Origin of the sequence: Actinopolyspora lacussalsi subsp. righensis, assembly GCF_900116555.1 — a bacterium.
In the GTDB taxonomy this organism is placed as follows: Bacteria; Actinomycetota; Actinomycetes; order Mycobacteriales; family Pseudonocardiaceae; genus Actinopolyspora; species Actinopolyspora lacussalsi.
This window is the reverse complement of sequence record NZ_FPAT01000012.1, coordinates 1-25,578: the sequence shown is the minus strand read 5'-3', so window position 1 is coordinate 25,578 and position 25,578 is coordinate 1. Positions and strand designations below refer to the sequence as shown.

Here is a 25,578-nt window from a genome sequence, read left to right as displayed (position 1 = left end):
GTGGAACGAGGCACCCGGCTCGGCGAGCCGGGTGCCTCACCGCTGTGGAGGGGAAGACACGTGACAGGTCAGGGCGTGCCCATCGGGCCGGACGCGGAGTTCGGATCCGATCCCGCCGAATTGGTCGACGAGTATTTCGACAGGCCCCGCGCCGAAGCCGCCATCCGGGAGCTGCTGCTGGCGGCGGGTGAGGACCCCGAGCGCGACGGGCTGCGGGAAACCCCAGCACGGGTGGCCCGCGCCTACGAGGAGTTGTTCACCGGGCTCTACACCGATCCGGACGAAGTGCTGGACCGGACGTTCGACGAGGCCCACGAGGAGCTCGTGCTGGTCCGGGACATTCCGATGTACTCGCAGTGCGAGCACCATCTGCTTCCGTTCCACGGAATGGCCCACATCGGTTACATCCCCAACGAACAGGGCAGGGTGACGGGACTGTCCAAACTCGCGCGGCTGGTCGATCTGTATGCCAAGCGCCCGCAGGTCCAGGAGCGGCTGACCTCGCAGATCGCCGACGCACTCACCCGCAAGCTGGAACCGCGGGGGGTGATCGTCGTGGTCGACGCGGAGCATCTCTGCATGGGGATGCGCGGTATCCGCAAGGCCGGTTCGACCACTACCACCTCCGCCGTACGTGGCATATTCCGCTCCTCCTCGTCCTCCAGGGCCGAGGCGCTGTCGTTGATCCGGGGGAAGTGATGGCCGTTCAGCTGCCGAAGCCGTCGCGCTGCCGCGTGATGGGAATCCTGAACGTAACCCCCGATTCGTTCTCCGACGGCGGTCGGTACCTGGATCACTCGGCCGCCGTGGCGCACGGCCTGCGGCTGTGGGAACGGGGAGCCGACATCGTCGATGTGGGTGGCGAGTCCACCAGGCCGGGGGCGGAGCGGGTCGACGCCGCCACCGAGACCGAGCGTGTGCTTCCCGTGGTGCGGGAACTCGTCGAGGCCGGGGTTCCCGTCAGTGTGGACACCACGCGTGCCGAGGTGGCCGCCGCCACCGCGCGAGCGGGCGCGGCGATGATCAACGACGTCTCCGGAGGTCTGGCCGATCCGGAGATGGCCGGTGCGGTCGCCGATTCGGGGCTGCCCTGGGTACTCATGCACTGGCGAGGACACAGCAGGGACATGAACTCGCTCGCCGTCTACGAGGACGTGGTCGGGGAGGTACGGGCGGAACTGTCCGAACGCGTGGCGGCGGCGCTGGCCGCCGGTGTCCCGGAGGAATCCATCGTGCTCGACCCGGGGCTGGGCTTCGCGAAGAAGGCCGAGCACGACTGGTCGCTGTTGCGACGGCTGGACACCTTCCTCGGAATGGGATTCCCGTTGCTGGTCGGCGCTTCCCGCAAGCGTTTCCTCGGCAGCTTGCTGTCCGATTCGGACGGAAACCCGCGTCCCGCGGCGGGGCGCGACGCGGCCACCGCGGCGATCTCCACCCTGGCCGCCGACCGCGGTGCCTGGGGAGTACGGGTGCACGATGTCAGCGGTTCCACCGACGCGGTGAAGGTGGCCGCTGCCTGGCGGAACGGAGGTGAGATCCGTGGCTGATCGGGTGGGACTGACCGGACTGCGGGTTTTCGGTTACCACGGCGTCTTCGACCGGGAGAAACGGGAAGGTCAGGAGTTCGTCGTCGACATCACGGTGTGGGTCGACCTCGGCGAGGCAGCCGCCTCCGACGACGTCGAGCGCACACTGCACTACGGGGTGCTCGCCGAACGCGCCGCGGCCGTGGTCGCCGGTCCCGCGCGGGACCTGATCGAGACCGTGGCCACCGAGATCGCCGACGACATCATGAGCGACGGTAGGCCGCACGCCGCCGAGGTCACGATCCACAAGCCCGACGCGCCCGTCCCGGTGACCTTCGACGACGTGTCGGTAACCATCCGCCGATCCAGTCGCGGCGGCAGAGGAGCGAAGGCCGCTTCGACATGAGCAGGGCGGTGTTGTCCCTCGGCTCCAACCTCGGGGACAGACTGGAACACCTCCGGCTCGCCGTTCGGGGACTGCGCGAGGTACTGCTCACGGCCTCCTCGGTCTACGAAACCGCTCCGTGGGGGGTCACGGACCAGCCCGACTTCCTCAACGCCGTCCTGCTGGTCGAGTCCGCCGCGGACGACGAGTGGGACTGGCTGCGCCGGGCACAGCACCTGGAACGGGAGGCCGAACGTCGCAGGGAGCGACGCTGGGGACCCCGTACCCTGGATGTCGACGTGGTCACCGTGGACGAGGTGCACAGCCGGGATCCCGAACTGCTGCTGCCTCATCCCGGCACTCCCGAGCGAGCGACGGTACTGATTCCGTGGCTGGAGATCGAGCCGGAAGCCGCACTCCCCGGCCACGGAGCGGTGTCCGAGCTGTTGGCCGCACTGCCGGAGACGGAAACCGCGGGTGTGCGGCTACGCCCCGATCTGGCGTTGCGCTAGGCCACGTCTTCGGTTTCTCGCGCTCGGAGTGCGGGTGGTCGTCGGGCCGGGAGGAACGTCCCGCCCGAAGTGGAACGCACGGCGTGGCGCCGTATGTTGACGTGCCTGCCTCGCGATACGGACGGAGGACGGATGAGCTACACCAGACCCCGCGAGCTCCTTGGTGCGGCGCTGCTCGCCGCGGTGCTGCTCTACGGTGTCGTGCAGCTGTCGTACGGATCGCTGCCGCCGTTGCCGGTGGCGGCCGGGGGCGTGCTGCTGGTGGTGGCCATCGTGGACGCCGTGCTGGCGATCGTGCTGCGTCCCAGGGCCAAACACCGGAGCGGCTCCGAACCACTCGATCCGATGATGGCGACTCGGATCGTGGCACTGGCGAAAGCATCCTCGTTGGTGGGCGCGCTCATGGGTGGTGCGTGGGCGTCGATGCTGTTGTACCTGCTGACCGAGGTGCGGCTGTTCGGTTCGGACACCATCGCTTCGATTGTCGGGCTCGTCAGTGCTGCAGCGCTGGTCGGCGGTGGGCTGTGGCTGGAGTGGGCCATGCGCAATCCCGATGAGCCGCAGGAGGACGACGACGATGAGGCTGAACGGTAACCTCGGTAGTTTTGCCGGGGTGGCCCTGTGGCGGAACCTCCGGCACGGCTCTCGCTGCGGGTGCCCCGACATCGGGTAGCGACCTACACAACGTCGGGGCCGTCCTCGTGAGAGCCGCACCGGAGAACCCGCGGCGGCGCCGACTGCGTGAGTGGTGGGAGTTCGGCTGTGCCGTCCTCCGCCCGGCGATTTCGTGGGAAATTGACGCCGACAGGGACCGCGCCGCCGCACTGGGGCCGCGATTTCGCGAGAAATTGACGCTGTCCTGGGGTGGTGAGTGGTGTTTCTCGGTGGTTGGACACGTTCGGTGCTTGGTTTATCGCACGACTCGGTGGGGCTGTTTTTCTTGAGCACTGCCCGTCGTTTCACTGTGTGATCGATTCGTTTCCGAGGAGTCCCACCGGATTTCGAAGCGATAAACTCCGGGTACGGTTGGCCGCATGGCTGACCCGAGCGATTCCGAGTCTCGATCGCGAGGAGATCGAGCGGTGCTGCTGTGGCTCGGTACATCGGGTCTGGCCGTGGCGGCGACGGTCACGCTGATTCTCGGCGACGACGTCCGGATGCTGCGGCTGGGAATCCTCGCCGCGCTGTGGGCGGCACTGTTGTCGAGCCTGTGGGCTGGTCGGATGCGCAACCGGTCGATGGAGCAGGACGAGCTGTTGGCCGAGCGGCAGCGCTGCTACGAACTGGAACTCGAACGCGAGATCGACGCCCGCGAGGAGTACGAGACCGAAGCCGACAACGAGGCGTTGCGCCGGGTCCGGGAGGAGACCGAGAACGAGGTCGCCGAGCTGCGTTCGGAGCTGTACGAGCTGCGTCGGCTGCTGAATCGTTCGCCCCCCGCCGGGGCCACCTCGTCGGCCGCTGTGTCCGCTTCGGACTCCGTTCGCGGGGACGAGCCCGGTTCCGTCGAGCACGCGCCCGGATATCCCGAATCCCGACCGCGAACTCCCGCCCAGCCGAACTCCGAAGCCACCGGAGCGCCTCGGCCGGTTTCTCCCGCGCCTGCCGCCCCCGGTTCACCTCCTTCCGGGGGGACCGCACGGGTTGATGTTCCCGGCGGGGGAGGTGCTTCCGGAGCCGCGGCTTCTCCGGTTCCCCCCGACGCGGCGGATTCCGGTGCCGCGGCGGGGGCCGGTGCTTCATCGGATGCCGGGGAGCCCGCGGCGGGCGGTGCTTCCGCGAGTGGCAGCGTTCCGCCCCGGCGCCAGCCCGGGCGCCCCGGCGGGCGCCCGCGAAGCGATGGTCCCCCCGCTTCGGGACCGAAACCTGCTGCCGCTCCCGATCCCAACCGCTCCGCCGCACCTGGTCGACAACAGGCTCCTCCCGTCACGCGGGAGCCCGGTGCTCCCGGTGCCGAGGTCGGCGCTGCTCCGCTGGCGTTGCCGGGCGAGGGCGAAGCGGCACAGCGCGAAGCCGCGCCCCGGATGTCCACCTCCCCGGCGGCCACTCCTACCACCGCTGCCCCTCCGGCAGCGTCTCCTCCGGTGCCCACGCCACCCGCGGCCACGCCCCCTGGCAGCGCGCCGGGTGGAGCCGCTTCGCACCCGGCACCGGGTGCTCCGGTCGGACGTCCCGCTGCTCAAGGCGTGCCGGGTTCGGAACCGACACCCGATCAGCTCGGTGCGCAACCGCCGCGGGCGGCACCACCTCCCCCCGCCGCCGGTGCGCAACCACCCCCACCGGTCCCGGCCAACCAGGACGCACCGGCCCGTACGCCGGGACGAAGAACCGGTCCAGCCCGGCCGCCGGGAAGTCCTCGGGCACGTGGCTCCGGTGGCACCGCGGCCGGTGACGAGGTATCCGGTACGCGCCCGCCCGGTGGCACGGCGGGAGGCGCGCCGGGTGGACACGGTCCCCCCGGCAGACCGCCGAACGACGCCGGACCGGTCGAACGCCCGCAACAGGCCCCGCCAGCCGCCGCGCCGACCGGAGCGGCGGCACGAGCGCCCCGGGAGGGCGCTGCCGGCGGTACGAATCGATCCGACGACGGATCCGCACGATCGGGTGAGACATCAGGTCCGCCCACTGGAGTGACACCTCCCACGGTGGAGCCGAATCCCCCTGCCGACGCGACAACCTCCTCGGCGCAGCAGTCCTCTCCCGTGGGGACTTCCGGGGCTCATACGCAGGGAACATCCGTCAACGATCTGCTGGCCGCCTACGGCAACTCCGGTGAGACGCGCAGACGTCGCCGCCGCGACGAGTGAGAATCGCGAGCTGATTTCGGTATCGGCTGGTGCTGTCGGCCGGTGGCACGCGGGCTTTATCGTTTCTGGCGTGTCCAATCCTGATCTGTCGGGCGCCCGCAGGAACCAGACCTACAAGCACAGCGTCGTCGGCTGGCCCATCGCGGGTCTGATCCTGCTCGGTATGTGTGGCTTGGCGATGCTCGGCATCGCGACCGCGCGTGTGGGCTACGTCGCGGCCGTGGTGGGTGCGCTGGTCGCCCTGCTGCCGGTCGGCGTGGTGTTCGCCGCGATCGTGTGGATCGACCGCTGGGAGCCCGAGCCGCCGATGCTGCTGCTCGGCGCGTTCCTGTGGGGCGCCGGTGGTGCCACGGCCTGTGCCTTCCTGCTCAACGACGCCATGACCGGTTTCGGCGAGATCCTGTTCAGCGGCACCCTGCAGCAGCATTTCGCCCTGGTGGTCACCGCGCCGTTGGTGGAGGAGGCCGCGAAGTCGCTTTTCGTGGTCGCGCTGTGGTTCCGACGCCGCTCCGAGTTCAACGGCATGGTCGACGGCATCGTCTACGCGTCGTTGACCGCGGCCGGTTTCGCCTTCATCGAGAACATCTTCTACTTCGGCAAGGCGTTCGCGCAGGCAGGACTGGGAGACATGACCGGAGGCGTCGTGGCCGTGTTCGTGCTGCGCGGTGTGCTGGCGCCGTTCTCCCATCCACTGTTCACCGCGATGGTCGGGATCGGAATAGGTCTCGCGACGCGTGCCGGCGGTCCGAGAACTCGGGGACTGTGGCCGGTACTGGGGTTCCTGGCCGCGGTGTTGCTGCACGCCTTCTGGAACGCCTCCACCACCTTGGGCGGGGTGCGCTTCATCGACATCTACTTCGTGATCATGGTTCCCATCTTCCTGGGAACCGGTTGGCTTGTGGTCTGGCACCGCAAACGCGAACAGCGCATCGTCGCCGCGCAGCTGCCCGCGTTGCAACGGGCGGGACTGATCGTGTCCAGCGAACTCGAAAAACTGGCCAGTCTCTCCGCGCGACGTGACTGGAAGCGCAGGGTGCGGCGCAACTCCGGGAAGGAAGCCGCCAGGTCCGTCCGCGACTACCAGATCGCGGTCACCGAACTGGCGTTTCTGCAGCATCGGGCGAGCGTCGGAAACACCACGAGCGTCGTGCGCAGGCAACGCCGCGAAAAGCTGATCGAGGACCTGAAGACGGCGCGTCGTTCCGCCAGCGGCTCCCAGGAGGCGATCTACACCGAGCGGATCAGGATGGACGAACTGACCAGCATGAACGTCAAGCGTCCGAAGAAGCGCTGACGCGGTTCTCCGTTACCCCGGCACCGATCGGACCGGACGCACGGGTCCGCCGATCCCGGTGCCGCGAGGTTGTGGCACTCGCCACTCTCGGACGAGTCTCCAGGGCCGTGGGTGCGTGGCTCTCGCCACCATGGGATCCCACCGGAAGTGTTTTCCGGTTACTCTCACGACGCTGTCCGGTACCCGGTACGGGACTGGAACGGTAGGAGGATTGGTCGACGTGTCCACTGACAGGCACGATGTCCGCGGTCCGGGAGCGGACCCGGATTCCCCGCGCTCGGCCGCTGAAACGCGTCCGCGTCCCCGCCTTCGGGTCGGTGTGATCTCCGCGGGACGCGTCGGAAGTGTGCTGGGAGCCGCGCTGCACCGGGCGGGCCACGAGGTCGGGGCGGTGGCCGCCGTTTCCGACGCGGCGCTGAACCGCGTATCGCTACTGCTGCCCGACACCCCGGTTCGCCCGCCCGACGAGGTCGCACGACAGGCGGATCTGGTGCTGCTGGCCGTGCCCGACGACGCGCTCGGTGGGCTGGTGCGCGGACTGGTGAACGCGGAGGCGCTGCGTTCCGGCCAGATCGTGGTGCACACCTCCGGGGCGCACGGTGTGGCGGTACTCGAATCCGCGGTGAACGCCGGTGCGCTGCCGGTGGCGCTGCATCCGGCGATGACGTTCACCGGAAGGCCGGAGGATCTGGAACGGTTGGCCGCGGCCACCGTGGCCGTGACGGCCCGGCAGGACGACGAGGCCGGCTTCAGCGTCGGGGCGGCGTTGGCCGTGGAACTCGGAGCCGAGCCGGTGCGGATCGCCGAGGAGTCCCGGAAGCTTTACCACGCGGCGCTGACCCACGGCTCCAACCACTTGATCACCCTCGTCAACGAGAGCGCGCAGCTGCTGCGCGCGGCCGGTGTCGAGTCCCCGGACCGGGTGCTCGCCCCGATCCTGTCGGCCGCGTTGGACAACTCGCTGCGCTACGGGGACCGGGCCATCACCGGGCCGGTCTCGCGTGGCGACGCGGGAACCGTGCGGGACCACCTCGACGTGTTGGGCGAATCCGCGCCGGACGTGCTGTCCGGCTATGTACAGCTGGCGAAACGCACCGCGGACCGGGCGGTGAGCTCGGGAATGCTGCGTGCCGACGACGCCGTTGGCGTCAACGAAGTACTCGACGGGGGGCGCTGATGAGCGTTACGGACGAGCGGGGCGGTTCGGAGAGCGTCGGTGCCGGACCGGGTTTCACCCCCGACGAGGTCACCGTGCACCACCTTCCCGCGGAACTGGGCAAGGTGACGCGCGCGCTGCGCCGCACCGGTCGCAAGATCGTGCTGGTCCCCACCATGGGGGCGCTGCACGAGGGGCATCTGGAGCTGATTCGCGCCGCTCGTCGTGTCCCGAACAGCGTTACCGTGGTCTCGATCTTCGTGAACCCGCTCCAGTTCGGTCCCGGCGAGGACTTCGAGAGCTATCCGCGCACCCTCGACGAGGATCTGCGGGTCTGTGGGCGGGAGGGCGCCGAGCTCGTGTTCGCCCCGAGCAGCCGGGAACTCTACGGTGACGATCCGCGGACGACGATCGACGCCGGAGAGCTCGGCCGCGAACTCGAGGGCGCCAGCAGGCCGGGTCACTTCAGCGGTGTGCTCACCGTCGTCGCCAAGCTGTTCAACATCGTGGCGCCGGATCTGGCCCTGTTCGGTGAGAAGGACTACCAGCAGCTGGTGCTGCTGCGCCGGATGGCCCGCGAGCTGAACTTCCCGACCGATGTGCAGGGTATCCCGATCGTGCGCGAGCACGACGGGCTGGCGCTGTCCTCCCGCAATCGCTATCTGGGCGAGCGCGAGCGCGCCGCCGCCTTGGTGTTGTCGGCGGCGCTGGCGGCAGGGGTCCACGCCGGTTCGCGCGGCCCGGACGCCGTGCTGTCGGCCGCGCGCGAGGTGCTCGACACCGAACCGATGGTCGAACTCGACTACCTGCGGTTGTGCGACCCCGAGCTGGGGCCCGCGCCGGACGCGGGAGAGGCACGACTGCTGGTCGCCGCGAAAGTGGGCGGCACCCGACTGTTGGACAACGCGCTGGTGGAACTCGGACCGTCCGATCCGGCCTCTGAAGCGGTAGTTCCCACCCGGTAGCTCGAAGCCTAAGGAGCAGGCATGTTCCGGACCATGCTCAAATCCAAGATCCACCGTGCCACGGTTACCCAGGCCGATCTGCACTACGTGGGATCGGTGACCATAGACGCCGCCCTGATGGAGGCGGCCGATCTGCTGGACGGTGAGCAGGTCACGATCGTGGACGTGACCAACGGAGCCCGGCTGGAGACCTACGCCATCACCGGTGAGCGCGGTTCCGGGGTGCTCGGTATCAACGGTGCCGCTGCCCACCTGGTCCACCCGGGCGACGTGGTGATCCTGATCGCCTACGGCGTCATGGACGAGGCCGAGGCCAGGTCGTTCCGCCCGAGCGTGCTCTTCGTCGACGGGGAGAACCGCGTGGTCGAACGGGGCGGCGATCCCGGTCACGCCCCCGAGGGATCGGGACTCGCCACCACCGCTGTGGGAACCACGAGTGGTTCGCCCCGCTGAGTGAGGCGAACCCGGTGGTGAGCGGTGTTCCCGCGCGATCGTGAGATCGATGCCCACCGGCCGTCCGGAGTGCTGGTGGGCTTCCGGTGAGCCCGCGGGGCCGTGCGGTGGCGTGCCGTTCCCGGCGACCTCGTTCGGGTGACGTGTCGCTCGCGGAAAGCGCCCGCCGTTGTGTCAGCGTTTCGACAGGAAGGGAAATCCACGGTGCTGCTCGCTATCGACGTCGGCAACACCAACATCGTGTTGGGACTCTACGAGGACGAGCCCGATGGTCCAGAGCAGCGATCCGGTTCCGGCCGGAAGCCGAAGGCCCAGGCTCGGCTGGTGCGGGACTGGCGGATGCGGACCGAACCCAGGATGACCGCCGACGAGCTCGCGTTCACCATGCGCGGTCTGCTGGGCGACTACGTCGACAAGATCACCGGAATATCGGCCCTGTCCACCGTTCCCACGCTGTTGCGGGAGCTGCGGGTCATGCTCGGCCGCAACTGGAGCGATGTTCCCAGGGTCGTCGTGGAGCCGGGTGTCCGAACGGGTGTCCCCCTGTTGGTCGATAATCCCAAGGAGGTCGGCGCGGACCGGGTGATCAACACGCTGGCAGCGCACCACCTGCATTCCACGAACTGCGTCGTGGTCGATTTCGGTACCTCGACGAACATCGACGCCATCTCGGCCAAGGGCGAGTTCCTGGGGGGAGCGTTCGCTCCCGGGGTGGAGATCTCGCTCGACGCGCTGGCCTCGCGGGCCGCCCAGCTGCGCAAAGTCGAGCTGGTCAGGCCGCGTTCGGTGATCGGAAAGAACACGGTCGAGTGTCTGCAGTCCGGACTGCTCTACGGTTTCGCGGGACAGGTGGACGGGCTGGTGCACAGCATCGTGTCCGAGTTGGAGGAGACCCACGGCGGTCCCACTACGGTACTGGCGACCGGTGGCCTGGCCCCACTGGTGATCAGCGAGTCCCGGACGATCTCGCACCACGTCCCCGAGCTCACCCTGCTCGGGCTGCGGCTGGTCTTCGACCGGAACCTGGAGTGACCGGACCGGGCGAGCGGTGATCCGTGCCACCGCCCCCGCGAGGGGAGATCACCGCCCCGTCGGGGGAACGGCCACTGTCCCCTCGTTCGTTCGGTGCACCGGTTCGAACGAGCTCGCGGCGCATCCGCGCCCCTCGCACCGGGGGCGCCGCCGGAGGACGGGCTGCCCCATCCTGCCGGAATGTCGCCCCCGGCGGGTCCGTACCCTTGTAAACCGTGAATGACCAGGATCAATCGAGTCGTGTCGACGGAGCCGAGGACCTGCCGGAGCAGCTGCGGGTGCGTCGGGAGAAACGGGAACGCCTGTTTGCCGAGGGCCAGGATCCCTACCCGGTCTCGCTGCCCGTGACCCACGAGCTGTCCGAGGTGCGGGCGGCGCATTCGGATCTGCCCGTGGACGCTTCCAGCGGACAACGGGTCGGTGTGGCGGGCCGGGTTATGTTCATGCGCAACACCGGCAAACTGTGCTTCGCCACGTTGCGGGGCGGGGACGGCGGCGAGCTGCAGGCCATGCTCAGCCGGAACGAGGTCGGCGAACAGGCCCTGTCCGAGTGGAAGTCCGACGTGGATCTGGGGGACCACGTTTTCGTCGCGGGCGAGGTCATCACCTCTCGACGCGGTGAACTCTCGGTGCTGGCGGACGAGTGGCGGATGGCGGCCAAGTCGTTGCGGCCGTTGCCCGTGGCCCACAAGGAACTCAGCGAGGAAAACCGCGTTCGGCAGCGCTACGTGGATTTGCTGGTCCGTAGCCAGGCGGCCGAAACGGTTCGCACCCGTGCCGCGACATTGCGTTCGCTGCGGGATTCGTTCGAACGGCGCGGATATCTCGAAGTGGAGACGCCCATGCTGCAGACTTTGCAGGGTGGGGCCGCGGCCAGGCCGTTCGTGACTTACTCGAACGCCTTGGACATGGATCTCTACTTGCGCATCGCCCCGGAGCTGTTCCTCAAGCGGTGCGTCGTGGGTGGTATCGAGAAGGTCTTCGAGATCAATCGGAACTTTCGCAATGAGGGGAGTGACTCTTCCCACTCTCCCGAGTTCGCCATGCTCGAGTTCTATGAAGCTTACTCGGATTACAACGCGATGGCCGAACTCACCCGCGCGCTGATCCAGGAAGCGGCCCAGTCGCTGTTCGGCACTCAGACCGTCACTTGGGCGGACGGTTCCGAGTACGATCTTTCCGGGCAATGGGCGAACATTACGATGTACGGATCGCTTTCCGAGGCGCTCGGTTCGGAAGTAACCCCCGAAACCTCTGTCGAAACGCTCCGTAAGCATGCCGAGAGCGCCGGTTTGTCCGAGCTCGATCCGTCGTTCGGGCACGGTAAGTTGGTCGAGGAACTCTGGGAGCACATGGTGGGCAACCATCTCCACGCTCCCACATTCGTACGGGACTTTCCGCTGGATACCGCTCCGTTGACCCGGCAACACCGACAGCATTCGGGGATGGCGGAGAAATGGGATCTCTACGTGAAGGGTTTTGAACTCGCGACCGGTTACTCCGAGCTCGTCGATCCCGTCGTCGAACGTGCGCGGCTGGAAGAGCAGGCGCGGTTGGCTTCCGAGGGCGACGAGGAAGCCATGCCCGTCGACGAGGACTTTCTGCGGGCGCTGGAGTACGGAATGCCCCCCACGGGCGGCGTGGGAATGGGGATCGACCGGTTGTTGATGGCGTTGACGGGGCTGGGCATCAGGGAGACCATCCTGTTCCCGCTCGTGCGTCCGGAATGACGTGATCGCACTCCCCTGATCGATGGTGGAGCGAAAATTTCTTCGGTGGGGTGAGTGCGAATCCGGCACTGCTGCGCTAACCTTGCTGGCGAGAATGAAACGGTGACGATGTATTAGTGGCTCGATGCGTGATCGGTCGCGATACGGCTTCGAGGATGATGTGGTTCGAGAGAACACCGACGATACTCGTTCGGGCTCGGATCGTCACCGTCTCGCTGTAAGGAATACCGGGGAGGACCGCGGAAGATGGCGCAGAAGGTAACTGTCCAGTTGGTGGACGACCTGGACGGTGGGGAGGCCGATGAAACGGTCGAGTTCGCCTTGGACGGCGTCTCGTACACCATCGACCTTTCCAATGACAATGCGACCGAGCTCCGGGAGGCACTGAGCGGCTTTCTGGCGAGTGCACGTCGGGCCGGGGGGCGTAAGAAGCCGGGACCGAAGGCGGGCTCCGCGCGTTCGTCGTCGGCTTCGTCCGGTGGTTCCACGAGCGCGGATCGTGAGCAGAACCAAGCGATTCGGGAATGGGCCCGCAAGCGGGGGATGAAGGTTTCGGACCGTGGTCGCATCCCCGCCGATATCGTCGCCGAGTACCACAAGGCGCACTGAAGTTCGCGACGGTCGACGTCGGCTCGGTTCGTCCCGCCGGACACCCGTCGAACCGGAACGCGGCTCGTGCCGTGCTCCCTCGATATCCGCCCGGCCGATATTGGAGACCGATTCGGAATGCGGCGGGGGAATGTCTCGATACTCCGGCCGTTGTTTCGGTAGTACCGGCCGCTGTTTCGGTAGCAGTGGTCAGTAGTGCTTTGTTGGGTCCGGATGTGCCCGTCGGTCGTGGCGTCCGATGGTGTTCCGGCGCGTCGGCGCCGAAACGACCGGTCACGTCACTCGTGTCGCCGCGGGACTCGTACGGACGAGGACGGACGTGATGTAGGTGCCCACACGGACACCACCGGGCCGGAGTGGGGCCGGGTGCGCCCCGGGCGGACAATGTCGCATTGGACAATGTCGGAGCGCACCCCGCACACTTGGCCTGTTATCGCGCCGCGTCGACACCGAACGCGTTCGCGAGGTCGTCGAGAATCGCGTGTGCACCGTGGATTCCCACCGAAGTCATCCAGGTGATGTCGTCGACCAGGTGTTGCTTCCCGGTGAGTTTGTTCCAAAGCGGGTTTGATTCGAAGGTTTTTCTGGTCTTCGCCGCGTCGCCCGCTTCATCGGGGTAGACGGTCACGAAGATGTGGTCAGCGTCCAGTTCCGGGATCCGCTCCTGGCTGAGATTGACCGCGATTCCGTCCTCTTCGGGTTGCCCTTCGGGGCGAGCCAGCCCGGTGTCGCGTTGCACGGTCCCGGGGAACGAATCGGCGCTGTAGAGCCGGACGGTCGGTTCGCCCGCGAAGCGCACGATCGACATCGTCGGGTTGTGCCCCACCTTCGAACGGATGCTGTCCCCGATCGTTCTCGCACGTCGTTCGTATTCGTCCAGCTTGTTCTGGGCCGATTTCTCCTTGCCCAGCGCCCGACCGGTCAGCAGCAGGTTCTCCTTCCAGGTCGCCCCGGTCGTGCGGCTGAACACGGTGGGCGCGATCTCGGAGAGCTGGCCGTACATGTCCTCGTGCCGGACTTTCGCGGACAGGATCAGCTCGGGGTCGCGCTGGACGATCCGCTCCGCATCCGGACTGGTCAGGCTGCCCACGCGCTGTGCCTGCTCGCCGTATCGGGTGCGGTCCCGGCCGAGGTATTCGGGCAACTTCTCGCGGCCGCCGAAGGTGGTGTAACCGACGACGTTCGTCCCCAGCGCCATCGCGGCGCTGGTGAAGGTGGCGTCCAGCGCGACCACCCGTTTCGGCGTTCCGGTGATCTCGGTTTCACCCATCGCGTGCTCGACGGTGCGGGCGTTCGTTCCCCCGCCCTGCTCCGTCGAGTCCGACTCGCCACCGCACGCCGCCAACCCGAGTACGGGCAGCGCGCCTGCGGCGGTCAACGCGGTTCGCAGCAACTCACGTCTGGTGCGTGTGACTTCCGACATCGGTTCGCCTTCCTGTTTCGGTTACTCTTAGGTGGGCCTAACCTAAGTGTGGGCAACCTAAGCGAATCGGAGCGGACAGCCAAGGGAGTGGGATTTGAGTCGCAGTTCGGCCACGGGCGACCCGTCCGGTTCGGGTCCCGCTTCCTCGGCCTCTCCCGCGCCCCACGACGAGTCCTCCGCAGGGGGCCGGCGGCCGGAAACCCTCCCCGCACCGACCGAACGCGACAGCGCGCCGCCCCCCGAGCGGGCAACGCGGTCCGACCGGCTGAACTCGCGACGACGCGGCAGGCTGCTGGGCCTCGGAGTACTGTGCTGTCTGCTGCTGCTCAGCTGTGCGCTGAGCATCCTCATCGGAGCCAAGCTCATACCGCCCGGCGCGGTGGTGGACGCGCTCTTCGCGAGCTCGCGGACCGAGAACAACGTGATCATCTACGAGCTGCGCGTCCCGCGCACCATCGCGGGAGTGCTCGCCGGTTCCGCGTTGGGACTGGCCGGAGCGCTCATGCAGGGCTACACCCGCAACCCCATAGCGGCCCCCAGTGTGCTCGGAATCACCCAGGGCGCGGGGCTCGCGGTGGTGCTGGCCGTGTTCACGATGGGGATCACCGGCATGCTCGGCTTCATCTGGTTCAGCTTCGCGGGAGCGCTGATCAGCGCTCTGGCGGTGTTCCTGATCGGTTCGATCGGCAAGGGAGGCGCGACACCGGTCGCGCTGGCACTGGCGGGGGCGGCGATCAGCGCACTGCTGCAGGCACTCACCTCGGCCCTGGTGCTGCTTGACCGGCAGAGCCTGGACACCTACCGGTTCTGGAAGGTCGGCTCCATCGCCGTCTCGGACATGGGGCTCATTCAACGGGTGCTGCCGTTCCTGCTGCTGGGGCTGGTGCTGGGGCTCGCCAGCGCTCCCGGGCTCAACGCGCTCTCCCTCGGTGACGACATGGCCGCGGCGCTGGGCCACAACGTCGCCAGGTCCAGGGCGATCGGGATCACCGCCATCGCGGTGCTCGTCGGCAGCGCGGTGGCCATGTGCGGACCGATCAGCTTCGTCGGTCTGATCGTTCCCCACATAGCCAGATACTTCGCGGGCCCCGACCACCGCTGGTTGCTGCCGTTCGCGGCGCTGGGGGGCTCCTGTCTGGTGCTGCTGGCCGATCTGGTCGGCCGGATCATGGCGCGTCCCTCGGAGATCCAGGTCGGCGTGATGCTGGCGATGATCGGCGCCCCCTTCTTCATCGCTCTCGTACGACGCAGGAGGCTGATGCGGCTGTGACGGAATCGGTGCGAACCCCCGTCGGCGCCCCGGCCGCTCGGGTACGTGGCCGCGTCCCGCTGCGCGTCGGCCCCGTGTCCACGGTGCTGCGCCTCCGGCCGCTGGTGGCGCTGTTGGGCGGCCTCGCGGGGCTTCTTCTGGTGTTCGCCTGCGATCTGGCGCTCGGCGACTACCCGATCTCCCCGCTGGGGGTGCTGCGCACACTGTTCGGCGGTGGCGACGCCGGGGAACGGCTCGTGGTGCTGCAGCTGCGGTTGCCGCGTGCGTTGACCGGACTGCTGGTCGGGGCAGCTCTCGGGTTGTCCGGCGCGATCACGCAGGCGGTGGTGCGCAATCCGCTGGCCAGCCCGGATCTGCTGGGCGTGACCACAGGTGCCGGTGCGGCGGCCACCGCCGTCATCGTCACCTCCGGCACGCTCGGCGGAATCAGCGGCGTCGTCGCGAGCCTCGGCCTGCCCCTGGTCGCGCTGGGGGGCGGCATCGTCACCGCGGTGCTGGTCGGGTTGCTGGCCTACCGGGGCGGGGTGGACTCGTTCCGGTTGGTGCTGGTCGGCATCGGCATGAACGCGCTGACGGTCAACGCGACCCTGTGGCTGCTGACCATCGGTGAGACCCAGGACGCCGGACGCGCGATGGTGTGGCTGACCGGCAGCCTCAACGCGCGCGACTGGGACAACGTGGTGCCGGTCGGGCTGGCCCTGCTGGTGCTCGTACCGTTGACCCTGCTCGGCTCGCACGCCTTGGGAGCGTTGCAGTTCGACGACGACACGGTTCGCGAACTCGGGGTGCCCGTCAACATCGCCCGGGGTGCGCTGCTGCTCGGGGCCGCCGTGCTCGCCTCGCTGGCCACCGCGGCGGCCGGGCCGATCGCCTTCGTCGCGCTCGCCACCCCGCAGATCGCCCTCCGCACGGCAGGCACCCCGCGACCGCCACTGGTGGTGTCGATGGTGTTCGGAGCGCTTCTCGTCGTCGGTGCCGATCTCGTCTCGCGCACGCTGTTCGGTTCGCTGCAACTACCGGTCGGAATCGTCACCGCCGCGCTCGGTGCCCCGTACCTGATCTATCTGCTCGTCCACCGGTATCGGGAGGTTCAGACATGACCGCCTCGCACATCGCGCACGACACGGTCGACAGCACGGCCGCGGCCACCGACTCCTTACCGGGGAGCGGTTCCTCGGAGGGGGCGAGGAACCGGTTGTGCGCCCGCGATCTGTCGTTGGGCTACGGCGAGCGCGTGGTTGTCGACGGGCTGGATCTGGACGTCGTCGACGGCACCATCACAGGCGTGATCGGTCCCAACGGTTGTGGCAAGTCCACGCTGCTGCGGGCCCTGGGCAGATTGTTGCGGCCCAGGCGCGGCAGCGTGCTGCTGGACGGCGAACCCATCCACCGGATGTCCACCAAGGAAGTCGCGCGTACGCTGGGGTTGTTGCCGCAGTCGCCGGTCGCTCCGGAAGGGCTCCGCGTCGCCGACCTGGTCGCCAGAGGCAGGCATCCGCACCAGTCCTGGTATCGCCAGTGGTCCGGGGACGACGAGTCGGCCGTGGCCGAGGCGTTGTCGCTCACCGGTATCGGTGACCTCGCCGATCGGTCCGTGGACGAGCTGTCCGGTGGGCAGCGGCAGCGTGCCTGGTTGTCCATGGCGCTGGCGCAGGGAACCGATCTGCTCCTGCTGGACGAACCGACCACCTACCTGGACCTGTCGCACCAGGTGGATGTGCTGGAGCTGATCGGCAGGCTGCACACCGAGAGCGGGCGCACCGTGGTGATGGTGCTGCACGACCTCAACCTGGCCGCCCGCTACGCGGACCGGCTGGTGGCGATGTCCGAAGGGCGGATCGCCGCGCAGGGCCCTCCGGGAGAGGTGCTCACGGAGCGGTTGCTGCACGAGGTTTTCGATCTCCGGGCGCGGGTGATTCCGGACCCGGTCACGGGTACACCCCTGGTGGTTCCGGTGGGCGGCAGGCAGTCCCGGGCTTCGGAATCGGAGGATGCCGGTCCCGGAACCCGCGGTTCCTGACCCGCGAGCACCGTGGCTCGGCACCACACTGGGCCGGACAGTCGCCACACTGGGCCGGATGAGTGAGATTCGGTCCGCCGAAGGCGGTGTTCGCGCTCGGCGGACACCGCGGGCGACCTGGTTTTCGAATGGAATTTCGCAGCTCAACGCCCTGTTGGGCTGACTGAACGCAACGTTGTCGAGAAGTGGGCTGCGAGCCGGAACAGCCCTGAGTGCGCCGTGGCTACTAGAGTGGAGTTCAGAGTGCTGAACCCATCGCGGGCATCGGCGTGAGCAGGAGCGGTGCCCGGTACGAGACCGCCGGCGCAGCAGTCAGGGAGTGCGAATGTTCGAGAGGTTCACCGACCGCGCGAGGCGGGTGGTTGTCCTGGCCCAGGAAGAGGCCAGGATGCTCAACCACAACTACATCGGCACCGAGCACATTCTCCTGGGTCTGATCCACGAGGGTGAGGGTGTCGCCGCCAAGGCGCTGGAATCGCTGGGGATCGCCCTTGAGGGCGTGCGCCAGCAGGTCGAGGAGATCATCGGCCAGGGCCAGCAGGCGCCCAGTGGCCACATCCCCTTCACCCCGAGGGCCAAGAAGGTTCTGGAGCTGTCGCTGCGGGAGGCACTCCAACTCGGGCACAACTACATCGGCACCGAGCACATCCTGCTCGGGCTGATTCGCGAGGGCGAGGGCGTGGCCGCGCAGGTGCTGGTCAAGCTCGGCGCCGATCTCAACCGGGTTCGCCAGCAGGTGTTGCAGCTGCTGTCCGGCTACCAGGGCAAGGAACCGGCCGAGGCCGGTGGCCGCAGCGAGGGCACCCCGTCCTCCTCACTGGTGCTGGACCAGTTCGGCCGCAACCTCACCCAGAGCGCCCGTGAGACCAAGCTCGACCCGGTGATCGGCCGTGACACCGAGATCGAGCGCATCATGCAGGTGCTGTCCCGCCGCACCAAGAACAACCCCGTCCTCATCGGCGAGGCCGGTGTCGGCAAGACCGCCGTGGTGGAGGGGCTGGCTCAGAAGATCGTCAAGGGCGAGGTCCCGGAGACGCTGAAGGAGAAGCAGCTCTACACGCTCGACCTCGGTTCGCTGGTCGCCGGTTCCCGCTACCGTGGTGACTTCGAGGAGCGCCTGAAGAAGGTCCTCAAGGAGATCAAGACCCGCGGCGACATCATCCTGTTCATCGACGAGATCCACACGCTGGTCGGTGCGGGTGCCGCCGAGGGGGCCATCGACGCGGCGAGCATCCTCAAGCCGATGCTGGCGCGCGGTGAGCTGCAGACCATCGGTGCCACCACGCTGGAGGAGTACCGCAAGAACGTCGAGAAGGACGCGGCCCTGGAACGTCGTTTCCAGCCGATCCAGGTGGGCGAGCCCTCGCTGGATCACGCCGTGGAGATCCTCAAGGGACTGCGGGACCGCTACGAGGCGCACCACCGCGTTTCCATCACCGACTCCGCCCTCTCGGCAGCGGCCAGCCTGGCGGATCGCTACATCAACGACCGGTACCTGCCGGACAAGGCGATCGACCTGCTGGACGAGGCCGGTGCGCGGATGCGCATCCGCCGGATGACCGCACCGCCGGACCTGCGCGAGTTCGACGAGAAGATCGCCGAGGTCCGCAGGGACAAGGAGTCCTCCATCGACGGACAGGACTTCGAGCGCGCCGCCAGGCTGCGTGACGAGGAGAAGCAGCTCATCACGCAGAAGGAGGAGCGCGAGACCCAGTGGAAGGCCGGTGATCTCGACGTCGTGGCCGAGGTCGACGACGAGCAGATCGCCGAGGTGCTGGCCAACTGGACCGGTATTCCGGTGTTCCGCCTCACCGAGGAGGAGACCTCCAGGCTGCTGCGCATGGAGGACGAGCTGCACAAGCGGATCATCGGCCAGGAGGACGCGGTCAAGGCCGTCTCCCAGGCGATCCGCCGCACCCGTGCCGGCCTGAAGGACCCGCAGCGTCCCTCCGGTTCCTTCATCTTCGCCGGTCCCTCCGGTGTCGGTAAGACCGAGCTGTCCAAGTCGTTGGCGGAGTTCCTGTTCGGCGACGACGACGCCCTGGTCCAGATCGACATGGGTGAGTACCACGACCGCTACACGGCCTCCCGGCTGTTCGGCGCCCCTCCGGGCTACGTCGGCTACGAGGAGGGCGGCCAGCTCACCGAGAAGGTCCGCCGCAAGCCGTTCTCCGTGGTGCTGTTCGACGAGATCGAGAAGGCCCACCACGAGATCTACAACACGCTGTTGCAGGTCCTGGAGGACGGCAGGCTCACGGACGGTCAGGGCCGTGTGGTCGACTTCAAGAACACGGTGCTGATCTTCACCTCCAACCTGGGCACGGCCGACATCTCCAAGGCGGTCGGTCTGGGCTTCACCGCTGGTAACGAGCAGGAGACCAACTACGAGCGGATGAAGTCCAAGGTCAACGAGGAGATGAAGAAGCACTTCCGTCCGGAGTTCCTCAACCGGATCGACGACGTGATCGTCTTCCACCAGCTCACCGAGGAAGAGATCATCCGGATGGTCGACCTGCTCATCGGCAGGGTGGAAACCGCCCTCAAGAGCAAGGACATGTCCATCGAGTTGACCTCGAAGGCCAAGAAGCTGGTGGCCAAGCGGGGCTTCGACCCGGTGCTGGGTGCCCGGCCGCTGCGCCGCACGATCCAGCACGAGATCGAGGACAAGCTTTCCGAGAAGATCCTGTTCGGCGAGGTCGAGGCGGGTCAGATCGTCATCGTCGACGTCGACGGTTGGGACGAGGAAGGCACCGAGGACCAGGCCCAGTTCACCTTCCGGGGTGAGCTCAAGCCTTCCACCGTTCCGGACACCCCGCCGGTGGACCTGGCCGGTTCCTCCGGTGGCTCGTCCTCGGAGAGCTCCGGCTCCAACCAGGACGACCAGTCCGAGGGCTCCGGCTCCTCCGAGTGATCCACCGAGTCGAAACGATCGATCCCGTCCCTCCGGGGGCGGGATCGTTTCGTCGGTCGCCCGGCACCACGACCGCCGTGGACCTCCGGAACGACCGGTAAGGTCCGATTCGCGTGGATTCCCGGCGGAGCGGCGAGGACCGGATCCGGAGCGCGCTGCACGTTCCGGTGCTCACCGCCGCTGCCGCCTCGGTTCCCGCGGTGTTCCTCACCCGGCTCGACGGGCCGGTGTCGCTGTTCGGCAGCGTGCTCAACTGGTCGTCGATGCTGGTGCTCACCGCCGAGTCGGTGCTGCTGTTCTGGTTCAGCCGGGATCGGCCTCGCTGGCTGCGGGAACACTGGTGGATGGCACTGGTCACCGTGCTGACCATCCCGGCGGTGGTGTTCGCGTTCGCCCCCGCCCAGGTGCTGCGGCTGGTCCGGGTGGTCGCCGCGGTCCAGCTCGTGCGGGTGTTCCGCCTCGTCAAGGTCGCCCGAGTGCTGCACCGGCGCTCCCGAGTGCTGGGCAGGCCGAGGTACGCCCTGCTCGGAGCGGTCCTGCTGGCCGCCGTGGTGCTGCTCGGTGTGGTGCTGGCCGACGAGGACAGCCCCACCCGACGTACGCTGGACGCGGTATCGAGTCGCTGGGGATGGCCCGTGCTGCTCGGAGTCGTCGTGCTGTTCGCGGCCGCGATCGGTGGACTCGTCACGTGGTTGCGACGGCGTCGTGACGAGCGGTCGGAGCGTGGCCGGTGATGCGCTGTCACATCGGGCGGCTTCGGTGCGTCGTGGCTCGCGAGGACGCGACAGGAACTGGTGAGGTGCCGCGTGCTGCTGGTGATGCTCGGCCCGTTCCGGGTGCACGACGACGGGGGAGAACCGGTCGAGCTGGGTGGTAACCGAGTGCGCACCCTGCTGGCTCGGTTGGCGCTGGACCTCAACCACAGCGTTCCGGTGCGGACGCTGATCGACGACCTCTGGACCGACGCGGTTCCCGGCGATGCCACGAACGCGCTGCACACGCTGGTCGCCCGTACCAGGCGGGCACTGCGTGCCACGACCGGTCTGCGGCTGAGCTCCGAAGGGCTCGGCTACGCGCTGCGGGCGGATCCGGACCGGGTCGATCTGCACCGCTTCGAACGGTTGGTCGCCAGTGGCCGTGGGGCGCTCCGCCGGAACCTTCCGGCGGAGGCGGCCGAGGACCTGCGGGCCGCGCTGGAACTGTGGCGCGGCGATCCCCTGATCGATTTCCGCGATCTCCCGTTCGCCGAAGCCACCGTCCCCCGACTGGAACGGCTCGGGCGTGCCGCACTCACCGAGCGGATCGAGGCCGAGCTACGACTCGGCGACCACGCCGGGCTCATCGAGGAGCTCGCGCTGCTGACCGCCAGGCATCCGCTCGACGAGAGCCTCGCCGAGCTGCGCTTCCGCGCGCTGCGCGCCGCCGGAAGGCGGGCCGAGGCCGTGAGCGCCTACGAACAGCTGCGTGACCGGCTGGTCGAACGTCTCGGGACCGAACCCGGTGACCGGCTACGTGAGATGCGTCTCGCCCTGCCGCGGGAGGGAAGTGACGACGCGGCCACCGCCTCCGGGACAGCGCCTGTCACCTCCGCAAAAGCGCCTGCCACCTCCGGAACAGCGGGCGTCGTCGAGCGAGACCCCCCGGACGACGATCCCGGCGCCGGTGGCGGGACCGCTCCGAACGGCGCGGCGCTGCCGAGGCGGTTGAGCGGTTTCGTGGGGCGGGAGCCGGAACTGGAGCGGCTGGACCACGCGTTGCGTGACGCGCGCCTGGTGACGTTGTTCGGCCCCGGCGGCTCCGGCAAGACCAGACTCTCGATCGAGAGTGCCTCCCGGATCACCGCGCTTCGGGTGCTGTTCGTGGAACTCGCGCCGGTGCGCGACGATCAGGAGCTCGCCGCGGCGGTGCTGACGGGCCTGGGAGTCCGAGAAGCACCCCGACTGAATCACGGTCGTCCGGGCGATCCGCTCTCCGGACTGGTGGAGACGCTCGGTTCCGAACCGACCCTGTTGATCCTGGACAACTGCGAGCACCTCGTCACGAGAGCCGCCGAGCTGACCGAGCGGCTGCTCACCCTCGTCGCCGAACTGCGGATACTGGCCACCAGCAGGGAACCGCTGGCACTGCCGGGCGAGAAACTGTTCCCCGTGGGGCCGCTGGAAGTTCCCGACAACGTCGAAGCAGCCGCTGCCAGCCCCGCCGTCCGACTGTTCGTGCAGCGTGCCGCCGCCGCACGGCACGACTTCGAACTCACCGCGGCCAACACGGCCGACGTCATGGAGATCTGCCGTGAGCTCGACGGCATGCCGCTGGCCATCGAGTTGGCCGCCGCCCGGGTCCGCTCCATGAGCCCCCGCATGCTCGCGGAACGGCTGGACGACCGGTTCCGGCTGCTCACCAGGGGAAACCGGGCCGCCATGTCGCGCCACCGCACGCTGCGAGCGGTGGTGGAGTGGAGCTGGGAGCTGCTGACCGAATCCGAGCGGACACTGGCGCGCAGGATGTCGGTGTTCGCGGGATCCGCGCGTGCCGAATCGGTGGCCGAAGTGTGCTCCGGTGCCGGACCGGTCGCCGCGGACGTGGACGAGCTGCTCTCCGACCTGGTGGACAAGTCCCTCGTGGAGGCCGTGGACCAGGGCACGGTGATGCGCTACCGGATGCTGGAGACCGTGCGGGCCTTCTGCTCCGAGCAGCTGGCGGCCGCCGACGAGGTCGAAGCCCTGGGACGTCGTCACGCCGAGCACTTTCTGGCCTTCGCGGAGACAGCGGCCCCACGCATCCACTCCCGGGAACAACTGACGTGGCTGGCACGGCTGGACGTCGAGCACGACAACACCATGCGGGCGTCGCACTGGGCGTTGGAGAACTCCGACGCCGATATCGGTATCAGGCTCGCCGCCGCGCTCAACTGGTACTGGTCGATGACCATGCGCCACACCGAACTCGCCGAGCGGATGCGTGACGTGGCTGCGCTGTCCGGACCGGCACCCGCGGCGAGCCGCGCGGTGGTGGAGCTGGTCAGCAGGCTCTACGAGGACTCCTACGGTTGGTCGGAACGGCTGGGCGCGGCGGTGGAGAAGCTGCGCGACACGGGCGCGATGTCGCGGTACGTCTACCTGGGGCTGCTGGAACCCATGATCTGGTTGCTGACGGAGCGGCTGGACGAGATGGCGGACTCGTTGCGGCGCGCGGCCGAACACCCCGATCCGTGGCCCAGGGCCGCCGCGCACTACGGGTGGGCGATACTGGTCGAGCGCCGGGGCGAGACAGGTGAGGGGGAGAAGCACGCCGAGTGGGCCGTGGCCGCTTTCGAGGCGATCGGTGATCGCTGGGGGAAGGCCCAGGCCATCGGCAGCACGGCCGATTTTCACTCGCTGCGGGGCGATCACGAAAGCGCTGTCGAGCGACTCACGGAATCCGTACGTGTGCTGCGCGAGCTGCGTTCCACCACCGAACTGGTACCACAGCTGGCCCGCATCGGAATGCATCGAGTTCGGATGGGAGACCTCTCCGGCGCACGGTCCGAGTTGGACGAGGCTTCCCGGCTGGCGGGCACCACTCCCTCCAGTCATCGCGTCGTCGTCACCTACGGGTGGATGGAACTGACCAGGGCCGAGGGCGACACCGAATCGGCTCACCGGCTGGTGCGAGACGCCGAGGCGGATCTCGTGGAACTCGGATCACCACCACATCCGATGATGCGCGATCTGCTGCTCTCGTTCCGGATCCGGTTGTCGTTGGACGAGGACGACGCCGCCGGTGCTCGTGAACTGTTCGGGAAAGCCCTGGACTCCGAAAATCCCGTGGCGGACAGACCGGTGAGCGCGGTGTTGTGCGAGCAGCTGGCTCGACTGGTACTCGTCGAGGGAGCTCCGCGAGAAGCCGCGCGATTGCTCGGCGTGGCAGCGGCACTGCAGGGGGTGCTGGACCGGGGGGATCCCGACGTGCGCGAGATGTGCGCTCGGTTGCGTTCGGAGCTGGGAGCCGAGGAATTCGACGAGCTCTACGCGAGTCGTTTCGACTCGTCGAGCACCGCTGCCAGAGCGGAACTTCGGCGCGTACTGGGCCGGTGAACGGCACCGTCACGAGCCGGTCACGATCCGGACACCGGCACTCCAAGGTTTCGAAATTCGGGTGCCCGCCGAGTGGTCGCGCCGGTATTGTCCGCGCCGTTTTGTCATTCGGCGAGATTGGAAGTGGACGAGTGAACTGTGCCGTGTGTGGTGGGCACGTTCCTGCTGACCAGGAGTACTGCGCGGTGTGCGGTGGCAGGGCACTGCCTGCCGAGCAGTTGAGCGATCTCGGGGCCGTACCGCCTGCAGAACCCGGTATCGCCGGGGCGGCCCCACCGATCGACACCCGGCGAGTCCTGCGGCCCACACGCGGTCTGGGGATCGCCACCATCGTGCTGCTGTTGTGCTTCGCCGTATTCCAGGCGTTGTACTTTCTCGTGCAGCTCCGACTGTTCGTGGTGTACAGCGAGGCGATGGAGCAGTCGCGCTCCTACTGGAACATGGAGTTCCTGCCGATGGAGGGGCTGGAACTGGTGGTCGGGGTGCTCAGCGCACTCGTGTTGCTGCCAGCGATGGTGCTCTTCCTGGTCTGGTTGTTCCGGGTGCGCGGCAACGCGGAAGTGCTGGACCCCGGGATACATCGGAGGCGGAAGCCCTGGTTGATACTCGGTTGGATCGTCCCGGTCGTCAATTTCTGGTTTCCGAAGCAGATCCTCACCGACATCTGGCGAGCGAGTCGTCCCGGCCACGAGCGGGGCGGTATGGAGTCGAGTGTCGATTACAAGGGCGGGCTGCTCTGGGCCTGGTGGCTGTTCTATCTCGCGATGTTCTGCACGGACCGTCACGCGCGTGTGATCACTTATGCACATACCGGGTCGAGTGGAAATCCGCTCGACCTCACCGGCCGGGAAGCGCTCGCGTTCTATCAGGATCTGGCGTTGGCCGGTTTTCTCGTCGCCCCCTTACAAGTGTCAGCGGCGATACTGGCCGTACTGGTCGTGCGCCGAATCACCAACTGGCAGCACGAACTGCGTGAAGGTCGTCGTGGACTGTCCGATTCGGCGGGTGCGCTCGCGCCCCGTTAGGGAGGCCCATACGGGCGGCCCCGGTGAACTGTGAGCGTACGGCGGTTATCCGAATGGTTTTCGGGGTATTTATCGGGGCTGTCCTGGGATTTCGTGAATTAGTGGGGGGTGGGTGTGTGGGGTGGTGTGGTGGGGGTTTAGAGTGGTTGTTGTCAGCACGGCGGGGCCGGGTTGGAAATCACGAGGGTGGATGAGCTGGGACGTGGTTCTGGTTTGTTCGGTGGTTTCTGGGTTTCGGTTCGTGGTGGTGGCTGGTTGTTTGAAGAACTGCATGTGGTGCCTGGTGCTTGCTGGCTCGGGGCTCGATCGTGGTTGGTTGGGTTTCGGTGTTGGTGGGTGACCCCCCGGTGAGTGGGGGTTGGTTGGGGTGCTACGGTGAATGCGGTT

21 protein-coding genes are annotated in these 25,578 nt (G+C 67.9%); 20 read left to right on the top strand and 1 reads right to left on the bottom strand.

Translation table 11 applies throughout. The annotated features are described in order from the left end of the window. The first annotated feature begins 75 nt into the window (after positions 1-75). From folE to BM394_RS18465, 13 genes are all read left to right on the top strand, one after another. Complete coding sequence (gene folE, locus BM394_RS18525) at positions 76-699, top strand: GTP cyclohydrolase I FolE (RefSeq protein ID WP_342752555.1); 624 nt, start codon at positions 76-78, stop codon at positions 697-699. A gap of 38 nt (positions 700-737) precedes the next feature. Next, a complete protein-coding gene (gene folP, locus BM394_RS18520) occupies positions 738-1,547 on the top strand; it encodes a dihydropteroate synthase (RefSeq protein ID WP_092980432.1) in 810 nt (269 codons plus the stop codon). Further along, positions 1,540-1,932, top strand: coding sequence for a dihydroneopterin aldolase (gene folB, locus BM394_RS18515; RefSeq protein WP_092925574.1), 393 nt, complete (start codon positions 1,540-1,542; stop codon positions 1,930-1,932). The genes folP and folB overlap by 8 nt, the downstream gene beginning before the upstream one ends. After that, the gene (gene folK, locus BM394_RS18510) at positions 1,929-2,423 is read left to right on the top strand and encodes a 2-amino-4-hydroxy-6-hydroxymethyldihydropteridine diphosphokinase (RefSeq protein ID WP_092980262.1); all 495 of its coding nucleotides are present in this window, start codon (positions 1,929-1,931) and stop codon (positions 2,421-2,423) included. Before folB ends, folK begins: the two co-directional genes overlap by 4 nt. 132 nt (positions 2,424-2,555) lie before the next feature. Next, entirely contained in the window at positions 2,556-3,017 is a 462-nt protein-coding gene (locus BM394_RS18505) for a DUF3180 domain-containing protein (RefSeq protein ID WP_092980261.1), read from the top strand. Positions 3,018-3,457: 440 nt separating this feature from the next. Next, positions 3,458-5,230 (top strand): DUF6779 domain-containing protein, encoded by a 1,773-nt coding sequence (locus tag BM394_RS18500; RefSeq protein ID WP_139235261.1) that lies wholly within the window; start codon positions 3,458-3,460, stop codon positions 5,228-5,230. Between the two features lie 70 nt (positions 5,231-5,300). After that, a complete protein-coding gene (locus BM394_RS18495) occupies positions 5,301-6,524 on the top strand; it encodes a PrsW family intramembrane metalloprotease (RefSeq protein ID WP_092980254.1) in 1,224 nt (407 codons plus the stop codon). Between the two features lie 220 nt (positions 6,525-6,744). Next, a complete protein-coding gene (locus BM394_RS18490; RefSeq protein WP_245780286.1) occupies positions 6,745-7,701 on the top strand; it encodes a Rossmann-like and DUF2520 domain-containing protein in 957 nt (318 codons plus the stop codon). Further along, the gene (gene panC / locus BM394_RS18485; protein ID WP_092980247.1) at positions 7,701-8,645 is read left to right on the top strand and encodes a pantoate--beta-alanine ligase; all 945 of its coding nucleotides are present in this window, start codon (positions 7,701-7,703) and stop codon (positions 8,643-8,645) included. Before BM394_RS18490 ends, panC begins: the two co-directional genes overlap by 1 nt. Before the next feature lie 21 nt (positions 8,646-8,666). Next, on the top strand, positions 8,667-9,098 hold the full coding sequence (panD, locus tag BM394_RS18480) for an aspartate 1-decarboxylase (RefSeq protein ID WP_092980244.1): 432 nt from the start codon (positions 8,667-8,669) through the stop codon (positions 9,096-9,098). Between the two features lie 204 nt (positions 9,099-9,302). Beyond that, positions 9,303-10,130 carry a type III pantothenate kinase gene (locus BM394_RS18475; protein WP_092980242.1) on the top strand — a complete coding sequence of 276 codons (828 nt, stop codon included), beginning with the start codon at positions 9,303-9,305 and terminating at the stop codon, positions 10,128-10,130. A 215-nt stretch (positions 10,131-10,345) separates the two neighbouring features. Then, the gene (gene lysS / locus BM394_RS18470; protein ID WP_092980238.1) at positions 10,346-11,860 is read left to right on the top strand and encodes a lysine--tRNA ligase; all 1,515 of its coding nucleotides are present in this window, start codon (positions 10,346-10,348) and stop codon (positions 11,858-11,860) included. Positions 11,861-12,106: 246 nt separating this feature from the next. Beyond that, entirely contained in the window at positions 12,107-12,469 is a 363-nt protein-coding gene (locus tag BM394_RS18465) for a histone-like nucleoid-structuring protein Lsr2 (RefSeq protein ID WP_092628285.1), read from the top strand. Positions 12,470-12,899: 430 nt separating this feature from the next. On the opposite strand, the gene BM394_RS18460 is transcribed toward BM394_RS18465, so the two are convergent. After that, positions 12,900-13,892 carry an ABC transporter substrate-binding protein gene (locus BM394_RS18460; RefSeq protein ID WP_092980233.1) on the bottom strand — a complete coding sequence of 331 codons (993 nt, stop codon included), beginning with the start codon at positions 13,890-13,892 and terminating at the stop codon, positions 12,900-12,902. Between the two features lie 94 nt (positions 13,893-13,986). Between BM394_RS18460 and BM394_RS18455 the strand changes: the two genes are divergently transcribed. From BM394_RS18455 to BM394_RS18425, 7 genes are all read left to right on the top strand, one after another. Beyond that, positions 13,987-15,162, top strand: a complete 1,176-nt coding sequence (locus BM394_RS18455; RefSeq protein ID WP_245780285.1) for a FecCD family ABC transporter permease — start codon at positions 13,987-13,989, stop codon at positions 15,160-15,162. Further along, entirely contained in the window at positions 15,159-16,262 is a 1,104-nt protein-coding gene (locus BM394_RS18450; protein WP_092980231.1) for a FecCD family ABC transporter permease, read from the top strand. The genes BM394_RS18455 and BM394_RS18450 overlap by 4 nt, the downstream gene beginning before the upstream one ends. Continuing rightward, on the top strand, positions 16,259-17,182 hold the full coding sequence (locus BM394_RS18445; RefSeq protein WP_092980229.1) for an ABC transporter ATP-binding protein: 924 nt from the start codon (positions 16,259-16,261) through the stop codon (positions 17,180-17,182). The genes BM394_RS18450 and BM394_RS18445 overlap by 4 nt, the downstream gene beginning before the upstream one ends. 325 nt (positions 17,183-17,507) lie before the next feature. Next, positions 17,508-20,093: an ATP-dependent Clp protease ATP-binding subunit gene (locus tag BM394_RS18440; protein ID WP_092980225.1), complete on the top strand. Its 2,586-nt coding sequence runs from the start codon at positions 17,508-17,510 to the stop codon at positions 20,091-20,093. Between the two features lie 113 nt (positions 20,094-20,206). Next, positions 20,207-20,827 (top strand): hypothetical protein, encoded by a 621-nt coding sequence (locus BM394_RS18435; protein WP_245780284.1) that lies wholly within the window; start codon positions 20,207-20,209, stop codon positions 20,825-20,827. A 72-nt stretch (positions 20,828-20,899) separates the two neighbouring features. Continuing rightward, positions 20,900-24,166 (top strand): AfsR/SARP family transcriptional regulator, encoded by a 3,267-nt coding sequence (locus tag BM394_RS18430; protein ID WP_092980217.1) that lies wholly within the window; start codon positions 20,900-20,902, stop codon positions 24,164-24,166. A 131-nt stretch (positions 24,167-24,297) separates the two neighbouring features. Then, positions 24,298-25,191: a DUF4328 domain-containing protein gene (locus BM394_RS18425; protein WP_130468874.1), complete on the top strand. Its 894-nt coding sequence runs from the start codon at positions 24,298-24,300 to the stop codon at positions 25,189-25,191. Positions 25,192-25,578: the final 387 nt, after the last annotated feature.